At 38.4% G+C, this 18,779-nt stretch carries 17 protein-coding genes; 10 read left to right on the forward strand and 7 right to left on the reverse strand.

Annotation, left to right across the window (positions count from 1 at the left end; all coding sequences use genetic code 11):
- Positions 1 to 350: 350 nt before the first annotated feature.
- On the reverse strand, positions 351 to 698 hold the full coding sequence (locus J7E77_RS07040) for a YlbF/YmcA family competence regulator (RefSeq protein ID WP_168242412.1): 348 nt from the start codon (positions 696 to 698) through the stop codon (positions 351 to 353).
- Positions 699 to 892: 194 nt separating this feature from the next.
- Between J7E77_RS07040 and J7E77_RS07045 the strand changes: the two genes are divergently transcribed.
- The 8 genes from J7E77_RS07045 (at position 893) to J7E77_RS07080 (ending at position 8,578) form a co-directional block, all read left to right on the forward strand.
- Positions 893 to 2,272: a YheC/YheD family endospore coat-associated protein gene (locus J7E77_RS07045; protein WP_214713245.1), complete on the forward strand. Its 1,380-nt coding sequence runs from the start codon at positions 893 to 895 to the stop codon at positions 2,270 to 2,272.
- A 1-nt stretch (position 2,273) separates the two neighbouring features.
- Entirely contained in the window at positions 2,274 to 3,377 is a 1,104-nt protein-coding gene (locus J7E77_RS07050) for a YheC/YheD family endospore coat-associated protein (RefSeq protein WP_214713246.1), read from the forward strand.
- A complete protein-coding gene (locus J7E77_RS07055; protein WP_214713247.1) occupies positions 3,355 to 4,719 on the forward strand; it encodes a YheC/YheD family endospore coat-associated protein in 1,365 nt (454 codons plus the stop codon). The genes J7E77_RS07050 and J7E77_RS07055 overlap by 23 nt, the downstream gene beginning before the upstream one ends.
- Positions 4,716 to 5,762, forward strand: coding sequence for a YheC/YheD family endospore coat-associated protein (locus tag J7E77_RS07060; protein WP_214713248.1), 1,047 nt, complete (start codon positions 4,716 to 4,718; stop codon positions 5,760 to 5,762). The genes J7E77_RS07055 and J7E77_RS07060 overlap by 4 nt, the downstream gene beginning before the upstream one ends.
- 85 nt (positions 5,763 to 5,847) lie before the next feature.
- The gene (locus tag J7E77_RS07065; RefSeq protein WP_088085981.1) at positions 5,848 to 6,057 is read left to right on the forward strand and encodes a YheE family protein; all 210 of its coding nucleotides are present in this window, start codon (positions 5,848 to 5,850) and stop codon (positions 6,055 to 6,057) included.
- A gap of 81 nt (positions 6,058 to 6,138) precedes the next feature.
- Positions 6,139 to 6,330 carry a hypothetical protein gene (locus J7E77_RS07070; protein ID WP_214713369.1) on the forward strand — a complete coding sequence of 64 codons (192 nt, stop codon included), beginning with the start codon at positions 6,139 to 6,141 and terminating at the stop codon, positions 6,328 to 6,330.
- A gap of 130 nt (positions 6,331 to 6,460) precedes the next feature.
- Positions 6,461 to 7,372, forward strand: coding sequence for a PucR family transcriptional regulator (locus J7E77_RS07075; protein WP_214713249.1), 912 nt, complete (start codon positions 6,461 to 6,463; stop codon positions 7,370 to 7,372).
- Positions 7,373 to 7,477: 105 nt separating this feature from the next.
- Positions 7,478 to 8,578: an ABC transporter ATP-binding protein gene (locus J7E77_RS07080; RefSeq protein ID WP_214713250.1), complete on the forward strand. Its 1,101-nt coding sequence runs from the start codon at positions 7,478 to 7,480 to the stop codon at positions 8,576 to 8,578.
- A gap of 34 nt (positions 8,579 to 8,612) precedes the next feature.
- Here J7E77_RS07080 and J7E77_RS30475 read toward each other — a convergent pair whose 3' ends face one another.
- Positions 8,613 to 8,855, reverse strand: a complete 243-nt coding sequence (locus J7E77_RS30475; protein ID WP_251026727.1) for a hypothetical protein — start codon at positions 8,853 to 8,855, stop codon at positions 8,613 to 8,615.
- Between the two features lie 356 nt (positions 8,856 to 9,211).
- On the opposite strand from J7E77_RS30475, the gene J7E77_RS07085 reads away from it, so the two are divergent.
- Positions 9,212 to 9,415 (forward strand): alpha/beta-type small acid-soluble spore protein, encoded by a 204-nt coding sequence (locus tag J7E77_RS07085; protein ID WP_026566044.1) that lies wholly within the window; start codon positions 9,212 to 9,214, stop codon positions 9,413 to 9,415.
- Positions 9,416 to 9,491: 76 nt separating this feature from the next.
- Here the strand turns inward: J7E77_RS07085 and fumC are convergent, their stop codons facing one another.
- Positions 9,492 to 10,874, reverse strand: coding sequence for a class II fumarate hydratase (gene fumC / locus J7E77_RS07090; protein ID WP_214713251.1), 1,383 nt, complete (start codon positions 10,872 to 10,874; stop codon positions 9,492 to 9,494).
- Between the two features lie 316 nt (positions 10,875 to 11,190).
- On the opposite strand from fumC, the gene J7E77_RS07095 reads away from it, so the two are divergent.
- Positions 11,191 to 11,811, forward strand: coding sequence for an NAD(P)-dependent oxidoreductase (locus J7E77_RS07095; protein WP_214713252.1), 621 nt, complete (start codon positions 11,191 to 11,193; stop codon positions 11,809 to 11,811).
- 74 nt (positions 11,812 to 11,885) lie between these two features.
- Here J7E77_RS07095 and J7E77_RS07100 read toward each other — a convergent pair whose 3' ends face one another.
- From J7E77_RS07100 to J7E77_RS07115, 4 genes are all read right to left on the reverse strand, one after another.
- Positions 11,886 to 13,901, reverse strand: coding sequence for an ABC transporter ATP-binding protein (locus J7E77_RS07100; protein ID WP_214713253.1), 2,016 nt, complete (start codon positions 13,899 to 13,901; stop codon positions 11,886 to 11,888).
- Entirely contained in the window at positions 13,898 to 15,655 is a 1,758-nt protein-coding gene (locus tag J7E77_RS07105) for an ABC transporter ATP-binding protein (RefSeq protein ID WP_214713254.1), read from the reverse strand. Before J7E77_RS07105 ends, J7E77_RS07100 begins: the two co-directional genes overlap by 4 nt.
- A 433-nt stretch (positions 15,656 to 16,088) precedes the next feature.
- The gene (locus J7E77_RS07110) at positions 16,089 to 18,137 is read right to left on the reverse strand and encodes a transglycosylase domain-containing protein (RefSeq protein WP_214713255.1); all 2,049 of its coding nucleotides are present in this window, start codon (positions 18,135 to 18,137) and stop codon (positions 16,089 to 16,091) included.
- 153 nt (positions 18,138 to 18,290) lie between these two features.
- Positions 18,291 to 18,746, reverse strand: coding sequence for a helix-turn-helix transcriptional regulator (locus J7E77_RS07115; RefSeq protein WP_088085971.1), 456 nt, complete (start codon positions 18,744 to 18,746; stop codon positions 18,291 to 18,293).
- Positions 18,747 to 18,779: the final 33 nt, after the last annotated feature.

Consider the following 18,779-nt stretch of genomic DNA (forward strand, 5'->3'; position numbering starts at 1 on the left):
AGCGAGTTTAAGAAGCAACATTCTTTTAGAAAAGAGCGTATTTTTTAGATGAGTTGAAGAGCTTAAATTGAATACTACACCGTTGATTGGAGCGGAAGGCGCGCAGACTCCTGCGGGAGTACGGGGCAGGGGAGACCCCGCAGGAGCAAAGCGACGAGGAGGCTCCCCGGCACGCCCGCGGAAAGCGAAGCGCCTGGAGCGCAAATCAACAGACTAGTTGAAAATCCTATATATTATTATTATAAATTAACGCGGTGAATTATTAAAGAAAGGGAATAAAAGAAAAGGCTATCGAAAGTTTTTCGACAACCTGCCTTCGGTCACTTTTCCCAAGGCTTTTCTAACTGAGTTTACATTTTTCCATAAAGGTCTTCTAATGGCTTCATGATCACTTTGTTTAATTCCCCAATAACCATGCTCATCCGTTGTTCCGCTTGCATAAGCCGAGCAATTTTTTCATTTTGCTGAACGAGTCCAACGGTTGATTGTGCTTGTTGGACCTCTTGTTCTGATATATCCTGCCCCATCATTTGTTTCTGTTGCAGGTCCATTTGGATTTGACGGAACTTATCAAACATCTGTTTTGCTGCTGGATCAGCATTTACCTCTTTATAAGCTTGCTGTAGTTGGGTATATTCTTCACTTTGACGAATGGCTGTTTCTAACGCATAGGCGGAATCATATAAATTTACTGCCACTTGTGTCACTCCTTTTTAATGATGTCTAGCTCCAGCGCCGCTAAACGGGCGCTTCCGCTTTTTTATTCCGAATCAACTATAACAAACTATTCACTTAAATGCGAGAATGTTAATATCACCATCTAGATTAATGTTACATACATTACTATATCAACTAATGCCTATAAGCTCTAGGTAGAAATTGAGGAATGCTTATGTTTTTTCCAATAACTCCAATTACGATTAAACCAATGAAACAAAAAAATAAAAATGACTGCTTTGTGCAAATGTCCAACCAATTGTTTACCAATTTACTAGTGAATCATAACCTTGACTTAAATATCAAATTAGGACACAAGACGATAAATACAAAAGTCAAAACGATTGAAATGGACCCAAATATGATGCTTATACCCGAAAATATCTTAAAAGATTTTTGTCTCCCCATTCAGGACTATAAATTTCAGGCCATCTATCAGCCTGATTTACTCACACTTGAGCTTGGGCCTGTGATTGGACTTTTAACTGATTTCCCTTCAAATGAGGAAGAGGAACCCCATTTTCGTTCTATTCATGCTTTTTGCGAAGAGCTTCATCATGGAATTACCGAGACTGGCGGCTTTTTTTATGTTTTTTCCTATGATCAATTTTTAAATCGTGGGTATTACCTTATAAATGGGAAATGGAGTCCCTTCGAACATCCTTTACCAGATGTTATTTACAACCGAATCCATTCCCGCAAACTTGAACACTCTGAGCCATTCAAACATTTTCGTAAAAGACTTGAAACCTTACTGATTCCACTTTTTAATGAACGCTTTCTTTCAAAATGGGAAGTGTATAATCAAATATTTCACGAGAAACATCTCTTTCCGTTTTTACCCAAAACCAAAATTTATACAAAAGAACACTTATATGAACTTACTCAAGAATTTGAAACGGTATTTATCAAGCCAGTTCATGGCAGTCAAGGCAGAAATATTATGAAATTGAAAAAGGAAGAGGATAGCCAATTCTCTTTACAAACCTCTATCGCTGCTCTTAACGATAGATCTAGAAATAAATATCTCTTAGATGAAGTCCACCAACTTATAAAGCAAATACTCCATAATCGCTTTTATATTGTTCAACAGGGGATTGAGTTAGTTACTTTTGAATCCTGTGCCGTGGACTTTAGAGTCTTGTGTCACAAAAATCTAAACAACCATTGGCAAGTTACCTCGATTGTGGCAAGGGTCGCATCGGAAAATGAGTTCGTTTCCAACATTGCAAGGGGAGGAAGAATTCTCAGACCCTTAAATGTTCTACACACTTGTCTCGGCCATAAAAAATCGATAGAAGTGCTTGCACTTATGAAGGAATTAGCGCTTGAAACGGCTTCGACTATTAGTGGTTCTTCAACAGGGATAACCGGAGAATTAGGGATCGACATCGGGGTCGATCAAGAGGGACAGCTGTGGATAATAGAAGTAAACTCTAAACCTTCTAAAAACTTTGAGGATGGGTTAGGAAAAATTAGGCCGTCTGCTAAGGCGCTCATCCAATTTTGTACGTTGCTTGCATTTGAATCTACAATTGTAAAGGAGGATCATTAAATTGATTGCATTTGGAATAATGACAGTTAGCATGGAAAGTGAACAGTCCTATATAAACGAAATCGCGAACCTTGCAGAATCCTGTGGGATGGAATGCTACCGCTTCATCCCTTCAAAAATAGATCCGCTGACACTTCAAGTAAAAGGGGAAAAATTTAATTCAACTACAAAATCCTGGGTCGACAGTGAATTTCACATTCCAGCGATTATTTATGACCGTTGTTTTTACGGTGATGATGAGCATTCCAAACAATGCATTCCGATTGTATCTTGGCTAAAGACCAGAACTGACATCACCTTTTTAGGATATGGGCTGCCAAATAAACTAGAACTCTATGAAGAATTAAGAAAAACAGTTTTATCGGCTTACTTACCTGTAACTCAATCTGTTTCCGATACTAACATCGTATTAAATGAATTAACAACAAAGAAAAGGATTATTTTAAAGCCCATTAACGGATCGCAAGGGAATGGCATTTACTATTTGAAAAAAAATGAAAAATCCTTTCATGTTAAAACTGAAAAACAAAAGAAGATTATTTCACGGATTTTCCCAAATGAAACGAAGCTAACCCAGTGGTTACAATCGCTCATTTGTAATCGTCAATACTTACTGCAACCTTATCTTGAATTATCAAATAATCAACTGCAGCCCTTCGACATTCGCGTCCTACTGCAAAAAAATATGGATGGGAAATGGAGCGAATTAGGAAGAGGGATTCGTAGAGGAAATACTGGCGGTATTTTATCAAATTTAAGTGCTGGTGGGACCGTCCTCCCCTTTGCCGATTGGTCACCTTCTCTCCCACCTGCTACTAGGGAATATATTAATCAAGAATTAACATACATTCTCACCAATCTTCCTCCTCTTCTTGAAAATGCATTTTTACCATTATTTGAACTCGGAGTAGATATTGGCATAGCGAAAAATGGTTCAATCTGGATTCTGGATGTAAATTCGAAACCTGGGCGAAAAGTGCTCTTGCAAACTCAACCAGACCTTAAAGATTCTCTGAACCTAGCGCCATTGCTTTACGGGAAACACTTAACCCTGATAGATTCAAAAGAAAGGAAGAGCTATTATGAGAAAACATTATCTCATTGAAGTTGCTCAAAATGATCAATTAGTTGTTTTCTGTCCTCCATCATTTCTTAAAGATAAAGAGATCACAAGGATTGCCTTTGGTTCGAGATCCATAGAAGTTGATTTTATCCCTCATCCTGATAAGGATGACCGGGTTTCGATAAGCAGAGAAATTCAAAAAGCACTCCATTTTCCTAATTTCAACACTCCACTGCATGTCTTTTTCAATAATCATAGTCTTATTATCGGTCCACTTGTAGGTATTTTCACAGCGGGATTTACCTCACTACCTTTGGAACCTATTGGTGAAAGAACATTGTTCTTTTCAAAACTTCTATCCGTTAATAAAATGGTGGGTGCTTTACCTTTTGTATTTGGAGAACAGCATATTGATTGGGACCAAGGAATCATAGAAGGGTACATTTTTCAAAATAATGCATGGGAGACGGTTGAAGTGCCTTTTCCTAATGTTATTTATGATCGGCTGCCCAATCGGAGAAGTGAAAATAACCCAAAATTAATTAAGGTGCGTGACCGCTTGCAAAAGGAATACCTTATTCCTTGGTATAATCCGGGATTTTTTAACAAGCTTGATATTCATGAAAGGCTTATTCAAGATGACATAGTTGCAAGCTTCCTACCAGAAACACTGCCATTTACGTCCTTCTCCTCGATCGAGACTATGCTTTCTACCCATGGCCATGTTTTTATTAAACCTAAAAATGGCAGTCTTGGTTTAGGTGTTCACCAAATAATATATGACAAGCACACCGATGATTACTTTTGCCGCTACCAAGATGAAAGTGGTGTAAATCGTTTGCGAAGATTTTCAAGTTTAGAACGATTGATGGGTATCGTATTCGCCAATCAATCACTTGAAAAAATGTTGGTACAGCAGGGCATTAATTTACTCAGAAGCGAATCAAGACCAATTGATTTTCGCGTCCACACGAATAAAGATGATCTGGGAAATTGGCATGTATCAGCGATTGCAGCGAAAATTGCAGGCCCTGGCAGCGTGACCACTCATACAAGAAGCGGTGGTAATGTTAAAACGCTCGAAGAAATATTCTCAGGGGATGAACGTACTTTGTATAAAGAAAGACTCTCCCATGCCGCCCTTCTTTTAAGCAGTTCTTTGGATAGGAATGTAGAAGGCATTATTGGTGAGATTGGTTTTGATTTAGGTATCGACCGAAATGGAGATGTTTGGCTCTTTGAAGCAAATTCAAAACCTGGAAGGACCATCTTTGCTCATCCCGAATTGAAAGATTTTGATTTGCTAACACGAAAATTGTCCATCGCATTTGCTGTCTTTCTTACTGAGCAATCATTATTACACCCAGAGGAGCTATTCACATGAAAGCCAATCAAGCAGGGCCACTGATTGGTATTATGTCAGCGAGAAAATCAAATGGTTCTATTGCGGGTAATGGCCCGCTTTTTATAGCATTACAAAAGAAGCTTATTTCACTTGATGGAATAAGCTTTGTCTTTACTCCGGAAGATGTAGATTCAGATCTTATTACTGGCTATACCTATTCACCAGATAAAAATCACTGGGTTAAGGAAATATTCCCCTATCCAAACCTGGTTTATAATCGGGTTCCTTTCCGAAAGTCAGAACAAAATGAGCAATACCAACGCCTTTTTTCGATTTTAAAGGAGAAAAATATCCCTTTTTTCAATCCATGTTTTATCGATAAATTTGCGTTATATGAATTACTTAAAACCCATCCGTTTTTGCAAACCTTTTTGCCGCAAACAATCCTCATCCAGCAAAAAAAGGACTTGATCACTTTTCTGCAGAAGCAAATAAGCATATATTTAAAACCTGCGCAATCATCAAAAGGAAAAGGGATTTTCCGCTTAAAGTTGATGGGTTCTTCCAAGGTTCAATTAGAAGGAATCTATCTTCAGGAAATTTATAAATCCTTTAATCATTTTTGGGAGAACTGGGGCAAGGAGCTACTTGAGAAAAACTACCTAGCCCAAGAGGAAATAACATCAGCTGAATACGAAGGTAATCGTTTCGACTTTCGTATCCTTGCCCACGCAGATGAAGGTAAGTATATTTTAACTGGGATTGGGATTAGGCAATCACAAGAACAAGGAATTACTACTCATATACCCTCCGGTGGGAGGCTCTTGCCCTATGAAATTTTGCATTCTGAAAAGCATGATCAATTTATCGAAACAATTATCCCTTATATTGGAAGGGCATTATCTGAACGATTTGGCTATTTTGGTGAATTTTCCATCGATGCTGGGGTAAGTAAAACGGGGCAGTACTATATTTACGAGGTAAATTCCAAACCCATGAGCTTTGACGAACACGAAATAGAAGAAAAGAAAATTGAGCAACTTTGCCGCTTATTCTTCCAACTCTCAAATTTTCAGATCTGATGAAAAAATTGACAGAAAATTCTATTTAAAAAATCTCCCAAACAAGTTAAGCTAATAGTAAGTAAATTAAAAGGGGGATTTCACGATGTTAATGCACTTTCAATTCAAGCCATTATTTGAAAATAAAAATATTCCGGGATGGAATTTTTCCTTTTATCATAAAAAGCAAAGAGTCACAGGAATTTATCATCAAACAGGGAATATAGAATGGACAACAAATGTGCCTGAACGAGATGAGATCGAGGCATTATCAAGCCAAATCCATGAGCTGATGCTTTACCATGTTTATGAATAATGTAATACCGGGATCTTTAAAGTGTATGAAAACTCACCTTTTCCACAAACTAGAAATAGTTTACGGAAAGGGATGATGGTTATGGATAAAGGAAAAGACAAGGTAACGGATTTAGGTTCTGCTTATGAAGGCAGAGATAAGGTGTTCATGGATGTGGACCGTATGATTAACGAAGGCATGTCTGGTGGTGCCGTTCATTCCCGCCATGATACAACTAATATCGAAGAAGCTCATGAGTTCCTTGAAGAACAACCACCCTATGAATGCGATTAATCGATATTACCACCATATATGATAGGCTAGCCCGCATTAACAAAGGCTAGCCTTTATTATTTTCTTGCTTTTATCAACTACTGGTATAATAAATGAATCAAGTAAATATTAAAAAACGGGGAAATCAACCATGTTAAAAAAATTGTTGTCTATTTATGAGAATTCCATTTTGTTTCCAGTTAAGCCAGTAAATCCCTCTGAACAATTTTATATCTTCTATAATGAGATTGAAAACGAATGGATCGCCATTCCTAAAGCTGTGGTAACTGAAAAGGAATTAACCCTCCTTAAAACAATTTACCAATTAGTTGAATATAAAAATCCTGCGAGCAACTCCGCTGCGAAGGGATGGGATACCTATTTATTATTGGATGGTCCTCTCCCTACTAGTAAACCTGAGACGTATCTTCGTTTCATTCAGTTTCAATTTAACAGCGATGATACGAACCAAAGCGAAATTGAGTCTGCCTTAAAAGGTTTTTTTTCTGAAGAAGTCATAGTCATCTGGGAAAACAGCAATCGAGGTATTGTCATTGAAGCAGGCAGCGCAATTGCTCTGAGAGAAGAAGATTTGATTTCAATGACTGAAACAGTAGAAAGCGATTTTTATGTAAAAATTTCTTTTTTTATCGGAAAGTTCCATCCTTTTTCCAATCAACTCCGCGCAAAATATCTTCAGGAGAAAGAATACTTCTCTTTTGGGATTGCGAATCTTGTGACCCACTTGAATATCTTTACATTTGAGCGTGTTTTCCCAGCCTATTTAGCTTTTCACTTGCCGGCTGATTTAAAACAAATGGTCAATCAAGTAATCTTTGGGGTCTTTACTGAAGACACAGAGATGTATTCAACAATAAAAGTCTTTCTTGAGAATAATTTAAATGCCAGCTTAACGGCAAAAAAATTGTATATTCATAGAAATACACTTCAATACCGGATCGATAAATTCATCGATAAATCTGGAATCCAATTAAAGGATTTTTACGGTGCCTTTACAGTGTTTTTAGCGTGTTTACTATTTGAGCAGAGTCTAGCAAAGTAACAACCTGCCCAAAAAAGCGCTTTCAATCTTTGTGCACTCTGTCCATACTGATTTTTGCTCTCTAATTGTACAATATTGTTAACAAGATAAAGGGAGGATTTACTAATGGCAGAGTTAAAATTAGATCACATTTATAAAATTTATGATAATAAAGTAACCGCAGTTCAAGACTTCAATTTACATATTGAGGATAAAGAATTTATCGTATTTGTTGGACCATCTGGGTGCGGAAAATCTACTACACTTCGAATGATTGCTGGTCTTGAAGATATTTCAAAAGGTGATTTTTACATTGATGGTAAAAGAGTGAACGACGTAGCACCGAAAGATCGTGATATCGCCATGGTTTTCCAAAACTACGCTCTTTATCCACACATGACGGTATATGATAACATGGCATTCGGTTTAAAACTGCGCAAGTTCCCTAAAGATGAAATTGATCGTCGTGTACAAGATGCTGCAAAAATTCTTGGTTTAGAGGCTTACTTAACCCGTAAACCTAAAGCTCTATCTGGTGGACAGCGTCAGCGTGTAGCATTAGGACGTGCCATTGTCCGTGATGCAAAGGTATTCTTAATGGATGAACCTTTATCAAATCTAGACGCAAAGCTTCGTGTTCAAATGCGTGCTGAAATTGCAAAACTTCACCGCCGCTTAGATACAACTACTATCTATGTTACGCACGATCAAACTGAAGCAATGACAATGGCTACTCGACTAGTTGTTATGAAGGATGGTGTCATTCAACAAGTTGGTTCACCTAAAGAAGTGTATGAAAAGCCTGAGAATGTCTTTGTCGGTGGCTTTATCGGCTCTCCAGCAATGAACTTCTTTAACGGAAAACTAGAAGATGGAAAATTTGTGATTGGAAAAACATCTTTAGCCGTTCCAGAAGGAAAAATGAAATATCTTCGTGAACAAGGCTATGTTGGAAAATCAATCATTCTTGGAACTCGCCCTGAAGATATTCATGATGAGCCAGTTTTCATTGATGCGTCTGCAGGTACAAAAATTAATGCTAACGTTGATGTTGCAGAGTTAACTGGCGCAGAATTAATGATCTATTCAAGTATTGGCGGCCAAGATTTCGTAGCCCGCGTTGACTCCCGTGGAGATATTCATCCTGGCGATACTTTAGAACTAGCAATTGATATGAACAAAGCACATTTCTTTGATGTTGAAACAGAATCACGAATCCGCCCATAATAAGAACCGATAAGCCCCGTTCACGAAACGGGGCTTATTCTTTTATAAAAAATACTTCTTCTTTATTACAGGAAGGACATCGATACAAATGGGGACACTTTTGACCTGAATTTGTATCAGGATACCCATCCTCCATCTTCATTAGATCTATTTCCATGTATGGACTATAATCATCATAGAAATCCATAAGACGTCCATTCTCCATCATAGGCTCACCGCAACTTGGACATAATAAGTAAGCTTCCCGAAAACCATTACATACTGGGCATACTGACATACAAATCACCCTTTTGTTTAATTGATAATCTTAGTTTGTGTTAACTTGCAAGCCATATGTGGTGGAATCAATTACCAATTAGATTCTTGAATAAGTCTTTCCGTTTTAATCATAATAAGTATTACAAAGCAAGCAACACCTACTTACAACGATGGATGAAACCAAAAAGGGTAATAGCCGGTGCAAGTCCGACTCATCCAACCAAACAAAAGACAATGAATGAATCTCCAATTTGTAGAAGCTTATCAAAAGTAACATTGATAACATGGGTTAGGCCAAGGCGGCAATGGTTTAATCTCCATTATGGTTCAACTCCATACTGACCCCAAACTTATTAAGAGGAGTGTTATTCAACTATGGCAAGTAACAACAACTCTAATCAACTTCTAGTACCAGGCGTCGAGCAAGCTCTTAGTCAAATGAAGTATGAAATTGCTTCAGAATTTGGTGTAAATCTTGGTGCTGACACTACTTCACGTGCCAACGGATCTGTTGGAGGAGAAATTACAAAGCGTCTTGTAGCAATGGCTGAGTCTCAACTTGGCGGATTCCAACGCTAATTTTTAGAAAAACCCAGTAAATACAAATAAATATTATGGCTAAGCCCCCTCCTTTTGGAGGGGGCTTTCATTTTGTTTAAATCATATTTTCAGGCATGACCCATTTTGAAAACTGGTCTTCTGTAACATAACCTATTTTTATAGCCGCTTCCCTTAATGAGCAATTATCTTTATAAGCAAGCTTGGCAATTTCTGCTGCCTTTTCATAGCCAATATGAGGATTTAACGCTGTAACCAACATCAAAGATCGGTTTACATGCTCTTTGATCATCTCTTCATTGGCTTGAAGACCTAAGGCACAATTTTTATTAAAAGAAATAATTCCATCCGAAAGGAGCCTGATTGATTGGATAAAATTATTAATTATAACTGGTTTAAACACATTTAACTCAAAATTCCCTTGGCTTGCAGCAAAACCGATGGCGGCGTCATTCCCAAAAACCTGGCACGCAATCATCGTCAACGCTTCACTCTGAGTAGGATTAACCTTCCCCGGCATAATTGAGCTCCCTGGCTCATTTGCGGGTATGCTAAGTTCACCGATTCCACTGCGCGGCCCACTAGCAAGCCAACGGACATCATTAGCCATTTTCATTAAATCAGCTGCCAAAGCTTTTAGCGCCCCATGAACATGAACAATTTCATCGTGACTTGTTAATGCGTGAAATTTATTTCCAGAGGAACGGAATGGATAACCTGTGAGCATGGAAATCTGCTCGGCAGCCTTGTCTCCAAACTGTGAGGGAGCATTGATTCCTGTACCAACCGCTGTCCCTCCTATCGCCAAATCAAGCAGATACTGGCTTGCCTCTGTTATCATCCTTTCACATTTTTCAAGCATTACCCGCCATCCGCTGATCTCTTGTCCCAGCGTTAGTGGTGTTGCATCCTGCAAATGAGTTCTCCCTATTTTGATTATTTTTGAAAAATCCTTCTCTTTTACAAGCAGCGTGTTTTTTAATTCTGAAATAGCAGGAAGGAGATCCTCAACTATTTTTGTATAGGCAGCAATATGCATTGCTGTTGGAAAGGTGTCATTGGAGCTTTGCGACATATTGACATCATCATTCGGATGGACTTTTTCAAGATTGGCTTCTTGCTCTTTTAAATATTCATTCGCCCGATTGGCAATGACTTCATTGACGTTCATATTGGATTGAGTACCACTGCCTGTTTGCCAAACTACCAATGGGAAATGTTCATCTATCTCTCCGTTATGAATAGAATCACATACTTTTATGATTGCTTTCATTTTCCTTTCGCTGAGTTTTCCTAATTGAAAATTGACGATTGCGGCAGCTTTTTTAATAAAAACCAGACCATAAATTAATTCCAATGGCATCTTTTCGGTGCCAATTTTAAAATTTTCCTTACTTCGTTGTGTTTGCGCACCCCAATATTTATCTACTGGCACACGAACCTCACCAAGCGTATCTTTTTCGATTCGATAATTCTCCACGTGTCATCCACACCTCACAAATTCGTATACTTCAATATATATACCCATTCCTATCCATATTATTAAAGTAATAGCAATTTACTATAAAAAAACTGCAGACACTTGTCTGCAGTTAATAATTTAATGTTTAATGATTGTATATCCGATATAATAAGAAAGGATTAAAAAACTACCGATCAATAGTACTACTGAATACTCTGACATATACATCCCACCCCGATATTATTTAAATACTTAAACATTTTTAAAATATCACAAGCGGCGGGTTTGACAAGTGATGATGATTACACATTATTGAATAAGAGGTGAACTTTTTGTGAACATTTGCCTTTTTGGTGCAACGGGCAGAGTAGGCTCGATCATTTTACAAAATGCTATGTCCCAGCAACATTCTATAACTGCACTAGTGAGAGATATGAAAAAGCTAAATAGTAATGGTGCAGGTCTTGAGATTAAGAGAGGTAATGTACTAAATGAGACAGATATTGCTAATAGCTTAACTGGTTCAGATGTGGTCATTAGTGCATTAAATACAAATGGCACCACCACACTGTCTGAATCGATGCCATTAATCATTAAACATATGAAAGAGCAGGAAATAAAACGAATTATTACAATTGGTACAGCAGGAATTCTGCAGGCTCGTTCTGCCCCCCATTTATATCGTTTTCAATCGTCTGAGTCGAAACGGAAAAGCACTCGTGATGCGGAGGAACATTTAAAAGCCTATTTAATGCTAAAAGATTCTGGACTTGATTGGACGGTTGTATGTCCTACCTACTTGCCTGTAGGTGAAAGAAAAGGGGATTACAGGTACGAAAAAGACTTTCTACCTGATCATCCTTCTTCCATCTCGATTTATGATACGGCTGATTTCGCCTTTCAACAGCTATTTAACAATCAATTTATTGGCTCACGTGTAGGACTTACTTATTGAAAAAAGACCCCTTAATACATTTCGTTAAGGGGTTCACTACTTCTTAACGACCTATCTCTCTAATATTGTTTTTCCTATCCTGCCAGATCTGTGCTGCCCTGCTGAAGTTGGTACATCTGATAATATTTCCCCTTATTCCCCATCAATTCATCATGTGATCCCTTTTCAACGATCGTCCCTCGATCCAATACAATTATTTGATCGGCATTTCGAATCGTTGATAACCTGTGGGCAATGATAAAGGTTGTTCTCCCTTTCTTCAGGACATCCATAGCCTCTTGTATCACTGCTTCCGTCTCTGTATCAATACTAGAAGTGGCTTCGTCAAGAATTAGAATCGCAGGATTAAAGCTAAGCGCGCGGGCAAAGGAGATTAACTGCCGCTGCCCGCTCGAAAGGGTGCTTCCTTTCTCAAGAACAGGTTCATCATACCCATTTTCTAAATTTTTGAATACCTTTTCTGCTCCAACATCCTTTAATGCTTTCTCGATTTTTTCTTTTGTAATCGAAGGATCATTAAGACTTACATTGGAAGCAATCGTTCCTGTAAATAGATAGGGATCCTGTAAAACGATGCCCATATGGTTTCGGATCGTTTGACGTGGGATGGATTCAATATCCCTTCCATCAATCGTAATTTTCCCCTTTTGACAATCATAAAAGCGGAAAAGTAAATTCATGATCGAACTTTTTCCAGAACCTGTATGACCAACGAGGGCAACTGTTTCACCTTGCTTCGCTTCAAAATCAATATTCTTTAGCACGAATTCTCCTTCTTTATATCCAAACGAAACATGATCAAATCTTACATTCCCTTTAAAACGAGCAATCCGCTCACCACTAACATTTTCCCCTGGCTCATCCATCAACTTGAATACTCGTTCACCAGCCACAAGTGCCTGCTCTAAATTAGCCAATTGATTGACAATCCCCTGAACAGGTTGGAAAAGGCGGTTGATGTAATCAACAAAGGCATATAGCATCCCAAGTGATAGGATAGTAGAAGTATTCAGTGCCTGGCCCCCGATATACCAAATAAATGCCACAAAAATGAGATTTCTTAATATCCCAACCAGATTATGAGAGGTTAATGCATTTAAACTTAATAGCTTATTCTGGTACGCAAAATGCTCATGGTTTAGTTTTTCAAAATCTGCTTTTGTTTCTTTTTCGCGACTGAACGCCTGAATAATACTCATCCCTTGGATGGATTCATTGATGGTTGCATTTATATCGCTATTCCTGGACCGGATGACACGGTTATATTTAGAAGCAAACTTCCGGTATATTAGCATCCATGCATATAGAATCGGCAATAATAACAAACAAATCGCTGCAAGCTTTCCATTCAAAATAAACAAGGCAACATATATACCGGTAATATATATGGCACTAGTAAAAAAGGTAGCAAGAACAGTAACATATAACTCCCGGATTGCTTCTGTATCATTTGTGATTCTTGCTACCACTTTACCTGCAGGCAAATTATCAAAATAATGAATCGGCAGCCGTTGTATCTGACCATAGACATCTTCACGCATTTTTTGGATGATACGGTTGGCTGATTTTTGTAATAAAAAACGTTCTCCGTATTGAAAAACGGCTGATACAACCAAGAGTCCAAAATAGATAGCCAATAGTTGAAAGATAGCTGGAATCTCTGGCTGGTAAAAGGACAATATTTCAGACCCCTTTAGGGTTTTCGCCTTATATTCCGCTTTTTGCACACCCTTTTTAATCACCAAAGTCCCTTCTATTAAGCTTCTCTTTCCATCAAATTCAAGTTTTTGGTCAATGAAAACGAACTTGGAACCGACTTGCAAAATTTGAATTTGTTTTCCCTTTTGTTCTGATTTAGATAAATACTTTTCTCTTGTGTAAAATTTACCGTCATAATTCACTGCCCGATTGCCACTTGTCGTTTCATACCAAACAGATTCAATCCCTAATATATGCTGATCAATAATATTTTTAGCAATAAACGGTCCTGCAAGGTCGGTTCCGACAGAAATGGTCAGCATGAGCAATGCTGCTATGATTATTTTTTTATAAGCAAAAGCGTACCTAGTTAATCGCTTCCCTGTTGTCATGCTGATACCCCTTCCTCTACATTACCTGCAATCTGTTGGCGGATAAATTGTTCCTTATACCACCCATCTTGTTCAATGAGCTGCTCATGTGTCCCCTCTTCAACAATTTTGCCTTCATCAAGGACGATAATATGGTCTGCGTGCTCGATAGCAGACATTCGGTGAGTGGTAATAATGGTTGTTTTATCTGTTCTTACTAGGCGGATATTATCAATAATTTGTTTTTCTGTTTTCGCATCAACGGCTGATAAGGAATCATCGAGAATTAGGATAACTGGATTTTTGATAAGCGCGCGGGCAATCGAGATACGTTGTTTTTGTCCTCCTGATAAGGCCACACCCTTTTCACCTACGAGCGTAGCTAATCCTTCTGGAAGCATTTCAAGATCCTTACGGAACGCCGCTAAATCTATGGCTGTTTCTAACTCTTCGTCGCTGGCATCTGTCCTGCCAAAAAGAATATTGTCTTTCACACTTCGAGAAAACAGGACATGATCTTGGGGCACATAACCAATCCAGTTGCGGACTTGATTCAATGTTTGTTCCTCTAATGATACCCCAGAAATGGATACCTCACCGGTTCCAAGTGGATATTGCCTTAATAACTGCTTAATAAAGGTGGTCTTTCCTGAGCCCGTTTTACCTACAATTCCTAATGTCTGCCCCTGAAGAAGTTTAACATCCACATTTTTTAGATTGTCATTTTTAGAAGATGGATACCTGAAGGTTACCATTTGATAATCAATACGATCCGCTGTAGCGATTGCAACAGGTTCGAGTGGATTGCCGACTTCTACCTTATAATTAAGTGTCTCATTCACACGGTCTAGTGAAGCATTCCCTCTTTGCATCACATTGATTAACTCACCAATAGCAAACATTGGCCATATCAGCATCCCTAAATACACATTAAAGGAAACCAGATTGCCTAATGTAATCGTTTGATGGAAAACCAAATAAGCACCATACCCGAGACCAATTAAATAGCTTATTCCTACAAGCACCTTTATCGTGGGATCAAATAGGGCATCAATTTTTGCAACCCTAATATTCTTATGATAAACATCCTCCGTGAGTTGATGAAACCGATTACTATCGGCCACTTCTTGAACATAAGCACGGATGACCCTAACTCCTGCGACAGATTCAAGCACCCTGTCATTCAGTTCACCGAAAGCGTCCTGCGCTTCCATAAAGCGAGTATGAATCCTTTTCCCATAAATTTTCATTAAAATGGCCATTAATGGCAGCGGGATAATGGCAGCTAATGTTAACTTCCAACTAATGAAAAGTCCCATTGTCAACAGCAAGGTTAACATCCAGACGCTAGAATCCACTAGAGTTAGGATCCCAAAACCTGCTGTAATGGAGATGGCTTTTAAATCATTTGTAGCACGTGCCATTAAGTCCCCTGTTCGATTTTTTTCATAAAATCCCGGGGTCATTTTTAATAAGTGCTTGACAAATCGAGACCTGAGTTTCCTTTCAACGAGGAAGGCCCCCCCAAATAAACGATACATCCATACATAGGTGACCGCATAGGATGACACCATGATTAATAAAAGGATACCGAGGTACCTAAGAATTTTCTGTTTACTTATAATACCGACATGAATATCATCAATCGCCATTCCAATTAATTTTGGCGGCATCACATCCAATATACCGACTAAAATTAATAGCGTTATTGCTGTCACATATCGCTGCCAATTTTCTCTAAAAAACCAACTTAATTTTTTTAATACCGCAAACATAACTGACTGCCCCCTTATGTTTTACTATCCGCCTTCTAGCGCCTCCGTTGTATTTCCAATCCTGACTAATTCTAAATTTCCCATCAAATTTACCTCCCTTAAGCACTTTTATCTATAAAAAAAGACATACCGCAGTAGTGCAGTATGCCTCCTTTTAAAAAAAGGGACTAAAAAACACAAATTACGTATCAAAAAAAACGCAACCTGTGTTTTTGTCATTTATTAATTTTCGCGTCTAAAATTAACAGGAAAATTCTTCAGGACAGGTTACATTCAAATATTCAATTGGTAAAAAAGCTTGATTGAATTTAATCATTTTTGTAACCCTCCCTTTCCTTTTTTTTCTTCTTTTGTTAGATTATCACCAGTTTATTTAAAAGTCAATTCCCATTTTTCAGAATTGTTTTATCTATTGTCTATTACGATAAAAATATTAGTGACCCTTACCATTCCCTTTATTCATCCATTTCTTCTTCCACTTTTCCTTTTGTTTATTCCACTTCTCTTCCCATTTCTGAACCTCATTATTAAAGTTCTCTTGAAAATTACCTCGTCTCTTCGCCTCTTCTTCCTGCCTTTTCTTCTCTATCAATGAAGCAATATGTGGGACATTAAAGCTTTCCGATGGTGCATTCTTTAGTGCCTCCGTCATCACTTCACGAAAAACAACCGCCGAACCTTTATTACTTATTGGAGTTACATAATGATTAGCATCTGTTTTATCATAGCCAACCCAGATGGCTCCAACCAGCTGTGGTGTATAACCGACAAACCATTGGTCCTTTACACCATTGATTCCCTTGATTGGAACCTGAGTTGAACCTGTTTTCCCTGCCGTTTCTCGGCCGGGTATTTGTGCAGCACTTCCTGTTCCTTGTTCAACTACACCAAGGAGCATTGTTGTCATATTATCGGTAACAGCTTTTGTAGTGACTCGCTCCTTTTTGGTTTTCCACTCGGCGATTACATTCCCGTCTGCATCCACAATTTTCTTGATTGCATGGGTCTTCACTCTTACACCATGATTCGGAAAAACAGCAAAGGCTTCCGCCATGTTCAGGGGAGAGACTCCTTTATGCAAGCCTCCCAAGGCAAGGGATAGATTGCGGTCATTTTTGTCCAATGAAATTCCAAACCGTTTGATAGAATCTAATCCTTCTTCGATTCCCAGCTCATTTAATAACCATACAGCTGAAACATTTTTTGATTCTTTAACGGCTTCATACATCGGCACTTCTCCAGCATATTGATGATCGTAATTACTCGGTTGATAATCGCCAAAAGTCATCGGTTCGTCTTTTAACATATCGGAAATTCCCCAGCCATTTTCCAGTGCAGGTGTATAAACAGCTAATGGCTTAAAGGAGGAACCTGGCTGTGCTTCTAATTGTGAAGCACGATTATAGCCCCTAAAGGTGTGTTTCCCTCGACCGCCAACAATGGCCCTGATCCCCCCTGTCTTTGGATCAACTAATACTCCGCCACTCTGTATAAGGCGATCTTTTCCTTCTGGAAATAACGCCTCATTTTGAAACGTCTTTTCCATGGCAGTTTGCATCGTTGGTTCCAGCTCTGTATAAATTTGAAAGCCGCCTGTTAGTAATTCATCCTGTGATAATCCATATTGGTTTATTGCTTCATCTAATACCTGATCAACATAGTATGGGAATTTACCTCGGAACGGGTCCCCTCCCCTATCGTTCAAAACCACTTTTTCATGCTTCGCCTTCCCATATTGCTGACTCGAAATATACCCTTGTTTTCGCATTTGAGTTAATACTAGATTTCGCCTTTCAGTCGCTTTCTCCATATGTTCGTACGGATTTAAGGCAGATGGCGCTTTAATTAACCCTGCAAGTAAGGCAGATTCACTGATTGATAGGTCTTTCACTTCTTTGGCAAAATATTTGCTGGCGGCAGTTTTTATTCCCCATGCACCATTTCCAAAGTAGATTTGATTTAAATACATTTGGAGGATTTCGGGTTTCGAATACTCCCGTTCAATCTGCAGTGCTAAAAAAACTTCCTCCATCTTCCTGTTTAAAGTTTTTTGTGATGTAAGTAGAGTATTCTTTGTCAATTGTTGAGTAATGGTACTGCCGCCTTCGACCATTCCCCCTGCTTTTAAGTCACGGATGAGTGCCCTAGAGGTTCCAATTAGATCGACACCCTTATGTTGATAAAACCGATGATCCTCAATGGCAATGATGGCATTTTTCATTGAATCAGGGACCTGCTTGATTGAGACGCCTTCATTTTTATTGGCCGACACTTTACTCGCTACATCCTCGTTTACATCATAAAACACGGTTGCTTGGGGCAGCTCGTTTTTAAGTCCAGAAATATCTGCATCCTTGGAAAAATAATAAAGAAGACCGAAAAAACTTAAGACGAGTACCAATACTGATAGCACTAATATTTGTAGTAAGTGCCACTTTTTCCAATTTGTAAAAATGGCACTTACTTTATCTTTAAATACCAAATGAAAAACATCCTTTAACTGTAATCTATAACAGGTATACTTTTTGATTATGGAGTTGATTTTATGATGGTTTTCTATGAATGATAACTCCACCGATTAGTATTCCACAAAAAAGAAAAAAGATGGACAGAATTCCCATCTTTTCAATGTCTATTATTCATTTTTTGTCAATTCTTTAAAGCGTTGTCTTGAAAGCTTTTCATCAATACTGCTAAAGATGCGGTAATTTCTTTCATCTAAGATGCGAAAATGTTTACTTAGAATATTTTGTTGAAGAATATAACCGTTTTTCTTTGATAATACTCTCCACCAGATCCTGCCGCCAAACGTTTTTGATTTACGAATATCTATTCCTTCGCGGGCAACCGTTTCTAACACTTCGAGCGGTTCATTTCCAAATAAGAATTGGACTGTTTCCGTTTCACGAAAAAGAGCGCAAATCGAAACAGCGGTAGACCAGTTGGCAAGAACTCTGCCTTTCTCAATTTGAACAAGTGTTTTCTTTGAGACACCAATGATTTCTGCCATTTTATCCTGAGTATAACCTGCTTCGGTTCGTATGAGACGAAGTTTTTCAGAAACCTGCATCATAATTTCATCCCTGGTCACGTTCAGCCCTTCCTTCAATTGCAACTAGTGTAA

The sequence above is a fragment of the Bacillus sp. ISL-77 genome (assembly GCF_018613105.1).